At 60.9% G+C, this 14,321-nt stretch carries 15 protein-coding genes; 11 read left to right on the top strand and 4 right to left on the bottom strand.

The annotated features are described in order from the left end of the window. Nucleotides 1-7: 7 nt before the first annotated feature. The 5 genes from Q2T52_RS12835 to Q2T52_RS12815 all read left to right on the top strand — a co-directional run bounded on the left by Q2T52_RS12835 (nt 8) and on the right by Q2T52_RS12815 (nt 4,206). A complete protein-coding gene (locus Q2T52_RS12835) occupies nt 8-1,066 on the top strand; it encodes a 3-carboxy-cis,cis-muconate cycloisomerase (protein ID WP_302077128.1) in 1,059 nt (352 codons plus the stop codon). 77 nt (nt 1,067-1,143) lie between these two features. Next, nucleotides 1,144-1,419, top strand: coding sequence for a metal-sensing transcriptional repressor (locus Q2T52_RS12830; protein ID WP_302077127.1), 276 nt, complete (start codon nt 1,144-1,146; stop codon nt 1,417-1,419). A 10-nt stretch (nt 1,420-1,429) separates the two neighbouring features. Beyond that, nucleotides 1,430-2,350 (top strand): nickel/cobalt efflux protein RcnA, encoded by a 921-nt coding sequence (locus Q2T52_RS12825; RefSeq protein WP_302077126.1) that lies wholly within the window; start codon nt 1,430-1,432, stop codon nt 2,348-2,350. Nucleotides 2,351-2,372: 22 nt separating this feature from the next. Then, on the top strand, nt 2,373-2,777 hold the full coding sequence (locus Q2T52_RS12820; protein WP_302077288.1) for a YqaA family protein: 405 nt from the start codon (nt 2,373-2,375) through the stop codon (nt 2,775-2,777). A 142-nt stretch (nt 2,778-2,919) separates the two neighbouring features. Then, the gene (locus tag Q2T52_RS12815; RefSeq protein ID WP_302077125.1) at nt 2,920-4,206 is read left to right on the top strand and encodes an SAM-dependent methyltransferase; all 1,287 of its coding nucleotides are present in this window, start codon (nt 2,920-2,922) and stop codon (nt 4,204-4,206) included. A gap of 13 nt (nt 4,207-4,219) precedes the next feature. Here Q2T52_RS12815 and otnC read toward each other — a convergent pair whose 3' ends face one another. From otnC to ltnD, 4 genes are read right to left on the bottom strand one after another with little or no spacing between them, the layout of a single operon-like run. Next, nucleotides 4,220-4,858 (bottom strand): 3-oxo-tetronate 4-phosphate decarboxylase, encoded by a 639-nt coding sequence (gene otnC / locus Q2T52_RS12810; RefSeq protein ID WP_302077124.1) that lies wholly within the window; start codon nt 4,856-4,858, stop codon nt 4,220-4,222. Further along, nucleotides 4,855-6,117: a 3-oxo-tetronate kinase gene (gene otnK, locus Q2T52_RS12805; protein ID WP_367187308.1), complete on the bottom strand. Its 1,263-nt coding sequence runs from the start codon at nt 6,115-6,117 to the stop codon at nt 4,855-4,857. The genes otnC and otnK overlap by 4 nt, the downstream gene beginning before the upstream one ends. 3 nt (nt 6,118-6,120) lie before the next feature. Beyond that, entirely contained in the window at nt 6,121-6,897 is a 777-nt protein-coding gene (otnI, locus tag Q2T52_RS12800) for a 2-oxo-tetronate isomerase (protein ID WP_302077123.1), read from the bottom strand. A 5-nt stretch (nt 6,898-6,902) separates the two neighbouring features. After that, nucleotides 6,903-7,832, bottom strand: a complete 930-nt coding sequence (gene ltnD / locus Q2T52_RS12795; protein WP_302077122.1) for an L-threonate dehydrogenase — start codon at nt 7,830-7,832, stop codon at nt 6,903-6,905. A 127-nt stretch (nt 7,833-7,959) separates the two neighbouring features. Here ltnD and Q2T52_RS12790 point away from each other — a divergent pair, with 127 nt between their 5' ends. From Q2T52_RS12790 to Q2T52_RS12765, 6 genes are all read left to right on the top strand, one after another. Further along, nucleotides 7,960-8,991: a LacI family DNA-binding transcriptional regulator gene (locus Q2T52_RS12790; protein ID WP_302077121.1), complete on the top strand. Its 1,032-nt coding sequence runs from the start codon at nt 7,960-7,962 to the stop codon at nt 8,989-8,991. A gap of 132 nt (nt 8,992-9,123) precedes the next feature. Then, complete coding sequence (locus Q2T52_RS12785; protein ID WP_302077120.1) at nt 9,124-9,870, top strand: FadR/GntR family transcriptional regulator; 747 nt, start codon at nt 9,124-9,126, stop codon at nt 9,868-9,870. 34 nt (nt 9,871-9,904) lie between these two features. Next, a complete protein-coding gene (gene denD / locus Q2T52_RS12780) occupies nt 9,905-10,891 on the top strand; it encodes a D-erythronate dehydrogenase (protein ID WP_302077119.1) in 987 nt (328 codons plus the stop codon). Then, entirely contained in the window at nt 10,888-11,661 is a 774-nt protein-coding gene (locus Q2T52_RS12775; RefSeq protein ID WP_302077118.1) for an SDR family oxidoreductase, read from the top strand. The genes denD and Q2T52_RS12775 overlap by 4 nt, the downstream gene beginning before the upstream one ends. 106 nt (nt 11,662-11,767) lie before the next feature. After that, nucleotides 11,768-12,835: an ABC transporter ATP-binding protein gene (locus Q2T52_RS12770; RefSeq protein ID WP_302077117.1), complete on the top strand. Its 1,068-nt coding sequence runs from the start codon at nt 11,768-11,770 to the stop codon at nt 12,833-12,835. Between the two features lie 128 nt (nt 12,836-12,963). Continuing rightward, nucleotides 12,964-14,274 (top strand): ABC transporter substrate-binding protein, encoded by a 1,311-nt coding sequence (locus tag Q2T52_RS12765; protein WP_302077116.1) that lies wholly within the window; start codon nt 12,964-12,966, stop codon nt 14,272-14,274. The last annotated feature ends 47 nt before the right edge of the window (nt 14,275-14,321 follow it).

The following is a 14,321-nucleotide window of genomic DNA, read 5'->3' as shown; positions in this document are numbered from 1 at the left end:
GAGACCCATGAGCATCTCAGCCTTCGAACATCCCTTTCTTTCCGGTCTCGTTGGCGACGACGAGACCGCCCGTTTCTTCACAGCGGAGGCGGATGTTCAGGCCATGCTCCGGTTCGAGATTGCGCTGGCCCGGGCGGAAGCCGGGGCCGGTGTCATTCCGCAGGATGCAGCAGCCCGTATCGTCGCTGTTCTCCAAGGCTTTAAGCCGGATATGGAGAGACTGAAGCGAGGCACCGGTCGCGATGGCGTTGTGGTCGCAGAACTGGTCAAGCAATTACGCTCAGCCGTGGGTGGTGATGCGGCGGCGCATGTCCATACTGGTGCGACCAGCCAGGATGTGATCGACACCTCCCTGATGCTGCGCCTGAAGGATGTGCTGGCGTTGTTTGGTGAGCGGCTTGAAGCGCTGATTTCTGCTTTCGCGGCGCTGGACGACGTTCATGGACGACGTAACCTTATGGGGCATACGCGGATGCAGGCGGCGCTCCCGATTACAGTCGCAGACCGTCTGCACGCCTGGGGCTTTCCGCTGGCAAGACACAGGGAGCGCCTTGCTGCCCTGCTTGGCAAGGGTTTGCCCCTGCAGTTTGGCGGTGCGGCCGGAACGCTCGACAAGCTGGGTGAAAAAGGTATTGCAATCCGTGCCGCGCTCGCGAGCGAATTGGGTCTGGCGGATGGCCCGCAATGGCAGAGCCAGCGCGACATCCTCGTGGAAGTCGCCGATCTTCTCTCGTTGATCAGCGGTAGCCTCGGCAAGTTTGGTCAAGATATTGCGTTGCTCGCGGAAATGGGCGGCGAGATCAAGCTCGCCGGCGGCGGCGGTTCTTCCGCCATGGCGCACAAGCAGAATCCCGTTGCGGCCGAAGTGCTGGTGTCGCTCGCCCGTTTCAACGCCGTCCAACTATCCGGCATGCACCACTCGCTGGTTCATGAGCAGGAGCGTTCTGGCGCAGCCTGGACGCTGGAATGGCTGATCCTGCCCCTGATCGTAGCCGCGACCGGTGCATCGCTTCGACTGGCTCAGGAACTTGCGGGCAATATCCAAAGCCTCGGCCTGGACGCTTAACAGGGTCATAACGGCGGCCTTCACGACGCTTACTTCTATGTCTTGTCATATCCCCTCCAGGGGGATAGGTATAAACTATGAGCGAACATCGTCATGAAACCCATCCTGAAATCATCAAGCGGCTGAAGCGCGCCGATGGACATCTGCGCAGCGTGATCGAGATGATTGAAGCCGGCCGACCATGCCTGGAACTCGCGCAGCAGCTGCATGCGGTGGAAAAGGCGGTTGCCAATGCCAAGCGCACCCTGATCCAGGATCATCTGGACCATTGCCTGGATGAAACGGTTGGCCCGCTGGATCGCGAACAGCGCAAGGCTGTCGACGCGTTCAAAGCCATCACCAAATATCTTTGAGGACGCCGTGATGCCTGAATTTTCCGAACTGCTGCAGCAGGGCGCGGCGCATGCCTGGCTGTTTATCCCAAGTGCCATCCTGCTGGGCATTCTGCACGGGCTGGAGCCCGGCCATTCCAAGACATTGATGGCAGCCTTCATTGTGGCTATTCGCGGCACGGTGGGGCAGGCGGTTCTCTTGGGGCTCGCGGCAACCGTTTCGCATACGGCCGTGGTCTGGGGCATCGCCTTTGCCGGCATGTATGTGTGGCAGGGCGTGGATGCGGACGCATTCGAGCCCTATTTCCAACTGGCCTCCGCAGCGGTGATCCTCATCATTGCACTCTGGATGTTCTGGCGCACCTGGAAGGATCAGCAGCTGGCTCTGGCCGGTCACGCGCATCATGATCACGCCCATCACCATCACCATGATCATGATCACGACCACGATCATGAACATGAACATGAACATGAACATGAACATCATCATCATGATCACCACGGCCTTGATGTGGGAGGTGAGGATTATCAGGATGCCCATGAGCGAGCGCATGCAGACGATATCCGTCGCCGCTTCGGCGATCGCGATGTCACCACCTGGCAGATCGTGCTGTTCGGGCTTACGGGTGGATTGATCCCGTGCCCGGCCGCCATCACGGTGCTTTTGCTCTGCCTGCAACTCAAGCAGTTTTCGCTCGGCTTCGTCCTGGTGCTGTGCTTCTCCATCGGCCTTGCCATCACGCTGGTCACGGTTGGCGCAGTCGCGGCGCTCAGTGTTCGTCACGCCACGAAGAAGTGGAGCTGGTTTGGTGATCTGGCGCGGAAGGCTCCCTATGTCTCCAGCCTATTGATCGTGGCGGTTGGCATCTATGTGGGTCTTCAGGGCTGGAACGGGCTGAAGGCGCCGCATGGTCCGGCCCCCGCCGCCATAACCCAGCCTGCCCGGAGCTGATGTGGTCTATCTCAGTCTCTTCATGGTCGCGTTCATCGCGGCCACCATTCTGCCGGCCCAGTCGGAAGCAGTCCTGGTTGGCCTCCTGCTGACGGGCGGTCACTCGGCGGTCGGGCTGGTGGCGGTTGCGGCGCTGGGCAATACGCTGGGTTCCGTCGTCAACTGGTTCTTGGGCGCAGCCATCGAACGCTATCGGGACCGGCGGTGGTTTCCGGTCTCGCCCAAGCGGCTGCAGCAGGCGCAAGCCTGGTATCAGCGTTACGGCAAGTGGTCGCTGCTGGTCAGCTGGCTTCCCGTCATCGGGGATGCGATCACGGTAACGGCGGGCGTGATGCGTGAGCCGCTGCCGATCTTCATCGTGCTGGTCGCTCTCGCGAAGACGGCGCGCTATGTCGTTCTGGCAGTGGTCACGCTCGGCCTGATCTGACGCGGCCCGTGCCAGGCCCTATCGGTTGCCGAACATTCATAGCTATCGGCTGGTACTCGACGCGGCCGCTTATATTAAAATTTCAGTTTCACCTCATTTCGGTTTTCTATCGATAACGCCTCAATCAGGCGGGTGGGATGTCATGGCTGATGTGATGCAGAAACGCGATGGATCGAACCGTTCTTCCAAGGCACGGACGGCGGCGGACTGGGTGCTGCAAAAGGCGGTCGCCAGGATTGTCACGCGCGGCAACCTGACGATCACGACAGCCGCCGGTTCGGTTCTGCATTTCGGCGATGGTACAGGCGAGCCGGTGGCCGTGCGCTTTGCCGACACGCGTGCGCAATGGATCTTCTTGATCGATGCCGACGGAAAGCTCGGCGAACTCTACATGGACCAGCGCTTCCTGATGGAGCGCGGCACCATGTTCGACTTCGTCTCCCTGATGCTGCGCGAGGCGCAAAATGCCACGCATCCGAAGATCGCCCGCATCATCGATGATCTTCGTACGCGGCTGCGCATCTTCCGTCTGCGCAACCTGCCCGGCCGCTCGCGCCAGAACGTGGCGCATCATTACGATCTCGACGGGCGTCTTTACGAGCTTTTCCTGGACGAGGCGCGCCAATATTCCTGCGCCTATTTCGAATATGACGAGCAGTCGCTCGATGATGCCCAGAAGGCGAAGAAGGAACATCTGGCCGCCAAGCTGAAGATCGCGCCCGGTAACCGCATTCTCGATATCGGTTGCGGTTGGGGCGGGCTGGCACTGCATCTCGCCTCGAAGGCTGAGGATGCCAGCGTACTCGGCATTACGCTATCGACCGAACAGCTGGCCTATGCCAAGGCACGCCGGCAGGAACTTGCCAAGAACGGTCCGCCACCCTCTGTCGATTACATCCTGCAGGACTATCGTTCGCTGGGCGGCCAGTTCGATCGCATCGTCTCGGTCGGCATGTTCGAGCATGTGGGCCGCGCATCCTACACCGCCTTCTTCGAAAAATGCGCGGAGCTGCTGGATGAGAACGGCGTGATGGTGCTGCATACCATCGGCTGCTCGGCCACACCCGGCTTCACCACGCCCTGGCTGGACAAGTACATCTTCCCGGGCGGTTATATTCCGGCGCTGTCGGAAATCGTGCCGGAGGTGGAAAAGGCAGGCCTCACCATTACCGATGTGGAAGTGCTGCGGCTGCATTATGCCAAGACGCTGAACCATTGGCGGCGTCGCTTCATGCAGCGCTGGGATGATGCCGCTCGCCTCTATGACGAGCGCTTCTGCCGCATGTGGGAATATTATCTGGCGACTGCCGAAGCTGCCTTCCTCTATGAGGATCTGGTCGTTTTTCAGATCCAGATCTGCAAGCGCAACACCGCGCTGCCGATCACGCGCGATTACCTCGTGCATGCACCGGTGGGCGCTGCTCCATAATCCCTGTCCGGATTTAAACCTTGCTCGGAAAACGACGGTTCAGTTCCGTCGTTTCATCGCACGTGAGCGGGCGCGTCTTCTGCCCCCGCAGCATCAGGTAAAGCTTGGCCGTTTCTTCCAGCTCTTCCGTCGCATAGACGGCTTCGGCCAGATCGACGCCTGCAACGACCGGGCCGTGATTGGCGAGCAGCACGGCATGAGCGTTCCTGGTGCGCAGTGCTACGGCCTCCGCCAGCGCCTCATCCCCTGGCGGATAATAGGGCACCAGCGGCAGGCGTCCGACGCGCATGACGTAATAGGCCGTCAGCGGCGGCAGCACATCCTCCGTGTCGAGATCGCAGAGGCAGCTCACCGCCACGCAATGGGTGGAATGCAGATGCACCACCGCCTTCGCCTTGGGCCGGTTCTGGTACATGACCCGGTGCAGAAAGGCTTCCTTGGTGGGTGGATCGCCAGAGACGTGGCGGCCTTCCGCATCCAGTTTCGAGATGCGGGCGGGATCGATCGTCCCCATGGAGGAGCCGGTCGGCGTCATCAGCCAACCGTCGTCTGTGCGCACGCTGATATTGCCAGTGGAGCCTGCCGTCAGGCCGCGATCGAACAGCGATTTGGCGTAAGCGGTAATGTCGTCCCTCAGTTTCGTTTCGCTCATCCGGCAATCTCCAGCGCCCGCTCGAAGAAATCAGGGCCGCCAAAATTGCCGCTCTTCAGCGCTACCTGCAATGGGGACTGGGACAGCGTCACCGTCCAGGGAACGCCGGGTGCGATTTCCTCCCCGATCGAGAGGCCTTCGATCGCAAGGGCGGAAATGACCGCGCCCGAGGTTTCGCCACCCGCCACCAAGAGACGACCGACGCCGTCGGCCACCAGTGCCTTTGAAATCGCTGCGAGCGCATGCTCCATCAACTCGCCAGCCCGCTGGCGTCCGTAACGCTGCTGGTTGGCTTCCACTTCGGCCGGGTCGGCGGAGCCGTAGATGACGATCGGCCGATCCTGTGGCTGAGCGCTTGCCCAGGCAATCGCCTCCTCGACCACGGGCCGGTTTTCGGCCAGCGCATCGAGGTCGATCTTCAGGCTCGGCCAGAGTTCTTTCGCGCGGACCAACTGCTGGCGGGTTGCCGCAGAGCAGCTGCCGGACAGGATAGCGGTCTTGACCGGCGTGCCCTTCGACTGAGCCGCCTCATGAGAGGCACGCGGCGCTATCCCGAAATTGGCCGGCAGGCCCATGGCAAGCGCCGAGCCGCCCGTCAGCAGCTTATGGTTACGCACGGCGCGGCCAAGCGCCCGCAGATGGTCATCGTTGATGGCATCGACCACCGCATAGCGTTGATCCGCTGCAATGGCCCTCACGAAGGCTTCGGCAATGGCTGTTTCACCGGATGAAACCACATCATGCGGCACGAGGCCTACCGCATGCGCCGATTGCTCCGCCATAAGTGCCACCAGATCGGAGCGGCGCATCGGCGTCAGCGGGTGATCCTTCATCGGCGAATCCTGCAGCAATTGCCGCCCGACGAACAGGTGGCCATTGAAGACGGTTCTGCCATTCTTGGGGAAGGCGGGGCAGACGACGGCGATCTCGGCGCCAAGCGCCTCTGCCAGCGCATCGGCCACGGGGCCGATATTGCCCTCGGCGGTCGAATCGAAAGTCGAGCAGTACTTGAAGAAGATCTGTTGCGCTCCGCGCTCATTCAGCCAGGCAAGTGCCTTCAGCGACTGCGCCACCGCGTCGGCTGCGGGAATCGTCCGCGATTTCAGCGCCACGACCACAGCCTGCGTATCACCGATCTCGAAGCCGTCGCGCGGTACGCCGATGGTCATGGCGACCTTCATGCCTTCGCGGGCGATGATGTTGGCAATGTCGGTCGCGCCGGTGAAGTCGTCGGCGATCACGCCGAGAAGAATGCTCATCGATCAGCTCCGTCGATAGGGGGCGAACCAGCCGAGACCGTCGACCGTCTTGCCACGCGGGATGTATTCGCAGCCCACAAAGCCGGTATAGCCCAAGCGATCCAGCTCGGAAAACAGGAAGGGGTAGTTCAGCTCCTCTCCGTCAGGCTCGTTGCGCGAGGGCACACTGGCGATCTGGATGTGGCCAACATGGGGAAATGCGTGCCGCAGCCGGGTCGTGACATCCCCATGGATGATCTGGCAGTGATAGATATCGAACTGGAGCTTCAGATTTTCGTGCCCTGCTGCCTCGACCTCCCGCAGGGTATTGTCGAAGCTGTTCAGGAAGTAGCCGGGCATATTGCGGCCGTTGATCGGCTCCAACAACAGGTCGATCCCCTTCTCCGCCAGCCTCTCGGCGGCATGATCCAGCGCGCGGCGATAACTGCCAACGGCAATCTCGTCCGTGGGGTCCGCCAGCCCTGCCATCATGTGGATGCGCTTCACGCCGGTTGCCTCGGCGTAGTCAAGCGCACGGTCAACGCCGGCCTGAAATTCCTCGAACCGATCGGGTAGCGCCGCAACGCCCCGTTCCCCGGAGGCCCAGTCGCCAGGCGGCATGTTGAACAGCGCCTGGGTCAGCTTGTTGCGGTTCAGCCGTTCCTGGATGGCTTCCGGCGTGAAGTCATACGGAAACAAGAACTCTACGGCGGAAAAGCCGGCGTCAGCGGCGGCATCGAAGCGGTCCAGGAAGGACCACTCGTTGAACATCATGGTGAGATTGGCGGCAAAGACGGGCATGGGTTTCACTCTGCCCTTTCAGGAAGTTTGGCGCCGGAAAGCTGCGCATAGATCCGCGCAAGCGAGGAATCGTCGTCGCGGCCCATGCCGGCTCCAGAGGCGGCAAGGTACATCTGTAGCGCCGCAGCACTCAAGGGTACGGGATAGCGCTCGGACAGCGCCATGTCCTGAATGATGCCGAGATCCTTGACGAAGATCTCGATGGCGCTCAGCGGCGTATAATCACCCGCCAGCACATGCGGGATACGGTTTTCGAACATCCAAGAATTGCCGGCGGATGCCGTGATGACTTCGTACACCTTGTCGAGGTCAAGCCCCTGCTTGGCGGCAAAGGTGATCGCTTCGCACGCGGCAGCGATATGCACGCCGGCGAGAAGCTGGTTGATCATCTTGAAGGCGGCACCCTGTCCCGCCGCGTCACCCAGTTCGTAGACTTTCGTGGCCATTGCATCCAGCGCTGCGCGTGCAGCCGCAAAGGCGGCCGGGCTGCCCGAGGCCATCACCGTCAACTCGCCCTTGGCTGCACGGGCGGCGCCGCCGGAAATCGGAGCGTCGAGATAATGCACGCCCTTGGCTTCCAGCTGTGCGGCAAGCTTGCGGGCAATGGCGGGGTCCATGGTGGCGGAGGAAATGAAGCCCGAGCCCGGCTTCATGCTATCCGCAATGCCGTCCGCGCCGAAGAGGACACCTTCCGTCTGCGCAGCATTCACCACGACCGAAACAACGACATCAGCCTGCTTTACGTCTTCCGCGAGCTTGGAGATGGCGCGCCCACCGGCCTGGACGAAACGGGCAACCGCATCTGCGGAGACATCCGCACCCAGCACGTCGAAGCCCGCCTTCTTCAGGGACAGAGCCATGCCCATGCCCATGGAACCGAGGCCGATGACCACGGCGACGCCGCGTGAAGATGATGTGTCTGGTAAACCTGTCATATCCTGCGTCTCCCAAGCCGGATGCAATGTGGCAGCGCTGCCAAAAAGACCTAATCAGAAACTTGCGTCGCTGCCAAGAAAATTTTGGCAGCGCTGCCACTGAAGTGGTAAGAAGGATCAACACACAATGACCTGCGCAGAATCCGAGCCCGCTTTGACCCCCGCTGATCAGAAATCTCCCCTTATCACCCTAACCGATGTCGCAGCTGAAGCGGGCGTTGGCGAAAGCACGGTCTCCCGCGTCCTGCGCAATCACGGCTCGTTTTCCGAGAAAACGCGGGCCAAGGTGATGGCTGCCGTCGAGAAACTTGGTTACGTGCCGAACAAGATTGCCGGGGCGCTGGCGTCAACCGGATCGCCGCTGGTCGCGATCATCGTTCCCTCGCTGTCCAACATCGTTTTTGCGGATGTGTTGAGCGGTGTAACCAAGGCGCTGGAGGCCAAAGGCCATCAGGCTGTTTTTGCGGTGACGGATTACGATCCGGCCAAGGAAGAAGCGCTTGTGGCGGCGGTTCTCGCTTGGCGTCCGGCGGCGGTCATGCTGGTTGGGCTTGAGCATACCGATGGCACCCGCAGGATGCTGCACGCCTCCGGGTGTCGCGTGCTTGAACTGCTCGATATCGATGGTGAGGCCATCGATATAGCTGTCGGCTTTTCGCATCACGAAGCTGGACGTCAGACGGCTGCCCGCCTGTTGGAATCGGGCTATCGCAACATCGCCTATGTGGGGCATGACCTGAAGCACGACATGCGAAGCGGCAAACGGTTTGCCGGCTTCTTGGAAGGCTTGGCCAACGCCGGTCTGGAGCTCGCCGAGCAGGAAATCCGCGATGCTCCCTCATCCGTCAGCGAGGGGAGGGCGGGCCTCGCGGATGTTCTGAGCCGGGGCAGGCCGATCGATGCCGTCTATTTTTCCAATGATGACATGGCACTCGGAGGCTATTTCCATTGCCTGGCGGAGCGTATCTCCATTCCGGACCAGATTGCGTTGATGGGTTTCAACGCGCTCGACATCTGTCGTCATACACCGCAGCCCATTGCCAGCGTTTTCACCCCCAGAATCGAGACCGGCCGACGCGCGGCGGAACTGTTTCTGGAGGGAGCTCCATCGCAGGTGGTCGACCTCGGGTTCACCATCGTCGCAGGTGCTACGATCTGAGTGCTGCAACGCAGCGACGAATTCGCATTGACCACTCTACCTACTCTGGATATCAACATATCGGGTGGTCCGTCCAGCAGACCAGTTACGATCTGGTAAATCTGCAGGATGGTGGGAGGCGAATGGCGGGGCATGAAGACCGACGGCATTCTGACACAGGTTCCAACGCTGGGCGGTTCAATCCACCGCCAGACCGCGCGGGATGCCGTTGCCGACAAGCTGACGACTCTGATTGCGACGGGCATGCTGCGCCCCGGTGATGAATTGCCGGGTGAGCGGGAGCTGGCACATGTGCTGCATGTCAGCCGGGAGACGGTGCGCGGCGCGATCCAGATCCTGTCCGCCAAGGGATTTATCGAGGTCTCGCAAGGCACAAGAAGCCGTATCGCCAATGTGGATCTGAGCCACCTCCCCATTACCATCACATCTTCCAGTGCCATCGACCGCTATGATCTCGATGCGGTACATGGTGCGCGCTTGCTGGTGGAAGTGCATGTGGTAGGGGAGGCGGTCGACAAGATCGATGAGGCAACCCTTTCCAAACTCGAAGCGCTTCTGGAAACGCAGCGCGAGATTGGTCAGGACGTGATGCGCTTCCTAATGTGCGACCGCGAATTCCATCTGACGATCTACCGGGCCTGCGGCAACCCGCTGCTGACGGATTTCGTCATCGATCTCTATGGCTATCTCATGGCGCACCGCCGCCACGCCATGGCGGTGCCGGGCGCTATGGACAACAGCTATGAGGATCATGTCGCCATCGTAGAGGCCCTGCGCCGACGCGACAAGCCGGCGGTGGTGGAGGCGTTCCGCCAGCATCTGACGCGTATTTACGACACGACGCTAGCGATGCGCCAAAGGGCAAGGACCGCATCGTAGGGCAAACATTATTCGGCAGGGAGGAAAGCCGCAAATGCATGTTTTGGTGATTGGGGCCGCCGGCATGGTGGGCCGCAAACTGGTTGAGAAAATTGCCACCGCGCCGACCATTTTAGGGCGCGACATCGAGCGCCTGACCTTGGCGGATGCATTCGAGCCCGTTGTGCCGGCTGCACTGCAGCCGGTGGCGCAGACCATGACGGTTGATCTCGCTGCACCCGGCACGGCCGAAGCGCTGGTAGCGGACCGGCCGGATATCATCATCCATCTGGCAGCCATCGTCTCAGGCGAGGCGGAAGCCGATTTCGATAAGGGATATGCAGTCAATCTGGACGGCACGCGTGCCCTGTTCGAGGCGATCCGGGATGAAGGGCAGCGGGAACCTTACGTGCCGCGCGTTGTCTTCGCCTCTTCCATTGCCGTGTTCGGGGCGCCCTTCCATGAGGTGATCAGTGAAGACTTCTTCACAACGCCGCTCACCAGCTACGGTACACAGAAGGCGATCGCGGAACTGCTTCTGGCGGATTACTCCCGCCGCGGCATTTTCGATGGAGTCGGTATCCGTCTGCCGACCATCTGCATCCGGCCGGGAACGCCCAACAAGGCGGCGTCCGGCTTCTTCTCCAACATCCTGCGCGAGCCGCTGGTGGGCAAAGAAGCCGTGCTGCCGGTCAGCGAGAACGTGCGCCACTGGTTTGCCAGCCCGCGTTCTGCCGTTGGCTTCTTCGTGCATGCCGCAACCATGGACACTGGCCCAATCGGGCCCCGCCGCAACTTGACGATGCCCGGTCTCTCCGCTCTTGTGGGTGAGGAGATCGAGGCGCTGCGGCGCGTGGCGGGCGAAAAGGCGGTCGCGCTCATTCGCCGGGAGGCAGATCCTGTGATCGAGAGGATCGTTGCCGGCTGGCCGACGAATTTCGATGCCCGCCGTGCGGAAAGCCTTGGTTTCAAGGCGGAGAAGACTTTTGACGAGATCATCCGCATTCATATCGAGGACGAATTGGGAGGTTCCCTGTCATGACATCATCAGGCGCAAAGTCCGGGTCGGTCGCGCTGGTCACCGGTGGTGGCACAGGTGTGGGACGCGCGATTGCCAAGGCGTTGGCAGCGGAAGGCTATAGCGTCGTCATTTCCGGCCGCCGGGCAGAGGTGCTGGAGACCGCCGCGAAGGAGATTGTGGGAGAAACTGGTGGAACGGTGAAGGGTATTGCGGCAGATGTGGGTGATCCCGCCTCCGTCAAAGCCCTGTTCGACGCCATTGTCCAAGCTTTTGGTCGGCTGGACCTTCTGGTCAACAATGCCGGCATCAGCGCGCCGGGCGTGGCGCTCGAGGAGATCACTTTCGATCAGTGGAGCGCGGTCGTCGCCGCCAATCTCACCGGTGCATTTCTCTGCACGCAGGAAGCGTTCCGCCTCATGAAGGCGCAAACCCCGCAGGGCGGCCGTATCATCAACAACGGTTCGATCTCGGCCACCACTCCGCGGCCCAATTCGGCACCCTATACGGCCACTAAGCACGCCATTACGGGCCTGACGAAATCGACGGCGCTGGATGGCCGCAACTTCGATATCGCCTGCGGCCAGATCGATATCGGCAATGCCGGAACCGAGATGACGCAGAGGATTTCGACAGGGGTCATCCAGGCCAATGGATCGATTGCCGCCGAGCCGACCATCGATCCGGCGCATGTCGCCAACGCCGTGGTCTACATGGCCAGCCTGCCGCTGGATGCCAATGTACTGACCATGACCGTCATGGCGACCAAAATGCCGTTTGTCGGCCGCGGATAGCGGCCGTTAAGCTGCCTCTAGTCCTTGCTGGATGGGTTGAGAAGCCCGCTGCACGGAAACAGGTAGATCAGATTACATAGGATTTTTGCACTCTGGGAGGAGACGCATGGCCACTGTTCAATTTGCCGAAGTCAAGAAGTCTTTCGGCGCCTTTCCTGTCATCAAGGGTGTCAATATCGACATCCAGGACGGGGAGTTTGTCATCCTCGTCGGTCCGTCCGGCTGCGGAAAATCAACGCTTCTGCGCATGCTTGCGGGGCTGGAAAACATTTCCGGCGGCGAAATCCGTATCGGCGGGCGCCAGGTCAACAACCTGCCGCCCAAGGACCGCGACATCGCCATGGTGTTCCAGAACTATGCGCTCTATCCACATATGACGGTCGCCAAGAACATGGCGTTCTCGCTCATGCTGAATTCCACTTCGCAGGTCGAGATCGACAAGCGGGTCAACAATGCCGCCAGCATTTTGGGGCTTACCCATTTGCTGGATCGTTATCCGCGCCAGCTCTCCGGCGGCCAGCGCCAGCGCGTGGCCATGGGCCGCGCCATCGTGCGCGATCCGCAGGTTTTTCTGTTCGATGAGCCACTCTCGAACCTCGACGCCAAGCTGCGCGTTGCCATGCGCGCCGAGATCAAGGAACTGCATCACCGCCTGAAGACCACCACCGTCTATGTCACGCACGACCAGATCGAAGCCATGACCATGGCGGACAAGATCGTCGTGATGCATGACGGGCGCGTGGAGCAGATCGGTTCGCCGCTGGAACTCTATGACAATCCGAGCAACCTGTTTGTTGCGGGTTTCATCGGCTCGCCTGCCATGAACATGATCAAGGGACAGCTCGACCCGCAAAACCCTCAGGTCTTCGTGGCCGCTGATGGCACGCGCCTACCCTTGCCGGCAGCCTATCCGTCTGCCGTGGGCAAGAACCTCGTCTATGGTCTGCGGCCGGAATATATCCGCCTGGATGGCACCGGTTACCGGGCCGAAGTGGTGGTGATCGAACCCACTGGCTACGAGACGCAGATCGTCGTCAATTTTGGCGGATCGGAAGTCACTTGCGTCTTCCGCGAACGGGTGGATGTCCGTCCCGGCGAAGCGATTACCATCGCCATCGATCCCGCTAACGTCCATCTGTTCGACGCGGAAGGCGGACAGAAGATTTCTCGCTGATGACGGTGTGAGACCGGCGGAAGAGGAGCCGCAGGTCTCGAAGTTATCGCAGCAGCAGAAAACGGCATTCGCCCCTCGGGACGGCGAATGCCTCGCTCTAAGGGTCCCGATTTGGAGGAGGAGCAATCATGACCATCAAGAGAAGAACATTCCTGGCCGGAACCGCCGGTCTTGCCGGTGCAGCCGGTCTGTCGGGCCTTGGTTTCACGCCCGCCTACGCGGCAGAGCCCACCTACACGCCGGAAAAGGGAGCGAGCCTTCGCCTGCTGCGCTGGACGCCCTTCGTGAAGGGTGACGAGGACGCGTGGCTGGCAAATACCAAGAAGTTTACCGAAGCGACGGGCGTGGAAGTCCGCATCGACAAGGAAAGCTGGGAGGACATTCGTCCCAAGGCCGCGGTTGCCGCCAATGTCGGTTCGGGTCCTGATCTTGTCATGTGCTGGTTCGATGATGCGCACCAGTATCCCGACAAGCTGACGGATCTCACCGAACTCGGCACCTATCTCGATGGCAAGTATGGCGGCTTCTATGACGGCGTCAAAGGCTATGCCACCCGCGAGGGCAAGTATATCGCCATGCCTTTGACGGCAATCGGCAATGCCGTCGTCTACCGCGACAGCCACATGAAGGCGGCGGGCTTCAGCGAGTTCCCGAAGGATACCAAGGGTTTCCTCGAGCTTTGCAAGGCGATGAAGGCCAAGGGTACGCCAGCCGGCTTCCCGCATGGCAAGGCGGTCGGTGACGGCAACAACTACGCCCATTGGCTCTTGTGGAGCCATGGCGGCAAGATGGTGGACGAAAGCGGCAAAGTGACGATCAACTCGCCGGAAACGCTGGCCGCCATCAAATACGCCAAGGAGCTTTATGCTACCTTCATCCCGGGCACCGAAAGCTGGCTTGATATCAACAACAACCGCGCCTTCCTGGCCAACCAGATTTCGCTGACGGCAAACGGCGTCTCGATCTACTATGCCGCCAAGAACGATCCGAAGCTTGTGGAAATCGCTGACGATATGCGCAGCACCAACTTCCCATTGGGACCGGTCGGCAAGAGCATCGAGTTGCACCAGACCAGTTCCATGTTGCTCTTCAAGCATTCGAAATATCCGCAGGCGGCCAAGGCCTACATCAAGTTCATGATGGAAGCGGACCAGATGAACGCCTGGATCAAGGGGTCGAGCGCCTATTGCTGCCAACCGCTGAAGGCCTTTGCCAACAATCCGGTCTGGACGGAAAACCCGATCCACGCGCCTTACGCGAAAGCATCCGAGACGTTGCGGCCCAATGGGTATGCCGGGCCGCTGGGTTATGCCTCTGCCGCCGTCATGGCAGACTACGTGCTGGTCGACATGTTCGCCGCCGCCGTCACAGGTGCGTCCACACCGGAAGATGCGATGGCGCAGGCGGAAAAGCGCGCCAACCGCTACTACAAGGTCTGAGTGGCCGTTCGTTGGATGCGGGGAGCCTCTCGCTCTCCGCATCCGTT

Source organism: Rhizobium oryzicola, from assembly GCF_030504645.1.
In the GTDB taxonomy this organism is placed as follows: domain Bacteria; phylum Pseudomonadota; class Alphaproteobacteria; order Rhizobiales; family Rhizobiaceae; genus Neorhizobium; species Neorhizobium oryzicola.
The sequence above is the reverse complement of the archived record's forward strand: the minus strand, read 5'-3'. Positions and strand labels throughout refer to the sequence as shown.

Excerpts from the sequence above, each read along its gene's own strand:
- Q2T52_RS12835 (WP_302077128.1), top strand. The coding sequence starts at position 8 with ATGAGCATCTCAGCCTTCGAACATCCCTTTCTTTCCGGTCTCGTTGGC.
- Q2T52_RS12830 (WP_302077127.1), top strand. The coding sequence starts at position 1,144 with ATGAGCGAACATCGTCATGAAACCCATCCTGAAATCATCAAGCGGCTG.
- Q2T52_RS12825 (WP_302077126.1), top strand. The coding sequence starts at position 1,430 with ATGCCTGAATTTTCCGAACTGCTGCAGCAGGGCGCGGCGCATGCCTGG.
- Q2T52_RS12820 (WP_302077288.1), top strand. The coding sequence starts at position 2,373 with ATGGTCGCGTTCATCGCGGCCACCATTCTGCCGGCCCAGTCGGAAGCA.
- Q2T52_RS12815 (WP_302077125.1), top strand. The coding sequence starts at position 2,920 with ATGGCTGATGTGATGCAGAAACGCGATGGATCGAACCGTTCTTCCAAG.
- otnC (WP_302077124.1), bottom strand. The coding sequence starts at position 4,858 with ATGAGCGAAACGAAACTGAGGGACGACATTACCGCTTACGCCAAATCG.
- otnK (WP_367187308.1), bottom strand. The coding sequence starts at position 6,117 with ATGAGCATTCTTCTCGGCGTGATCGCCGACGACTTCACCGGCGCGACC.
- otnI (WP_302077123.1), bottom strand. The coding sequence starts at position 6,897 with ATGCCCGTCTTTGCCGCCAATCTCACCATGATGTTCAACGAGTGGTCC.
- ltnD (WP_302077122.1), bottom strand. The coding sequence starts at position 7,832 with ATGACAGGTTTACCAGACACATCATCTTCACGCGGCGTCGCCGTGGTC.
- Q2T52_RS12790 (WP_302077121.1), top strand. The coding sequence starts at position 7,960 with ATGACCTGCGCAGAATCCGAGCCCGCTTTGACCCCCGCTGATCAGAAA.
- Q2T52_RS12785 (WP_302077120.1), top strand. The coding sequence starts at position 9,124 with ATGAAGACCGACGGCATTCTGACACAGGTTCCAACGCTGGGCGGTTCA.
- denD (WP_302077119.1), top strand. The coding sequence starts at position 9,905 with ATGCATGTTTTGGTGATTGGGGCCGCCGGCATGGTGGGCCGCAAACTG.
- Q2T52_RS12775 (WP_302077118.1), top strand. The coding sequence starts at position 10,888 with ATGACATCATCAGGCGCAAAGTCCGGGTCGGTCGCGCTGGTCACCGGT.
- Q2T52_RS12770 (WP_302077117.1), top strand. The coding sequence starts at position 11,768 with ATGGCCACTGTTCAATTTGCCGAAGTCAAGAAGTCTTTCGGCGCCTTT.
- Q2T52_RS12765 (WP_302077116.1), top strand. The coding sequence starts at position 12,964 with ATGACCATCAAGAGAAGAACATTCCTGGCCGGAACCGCCGGTCTTGCC.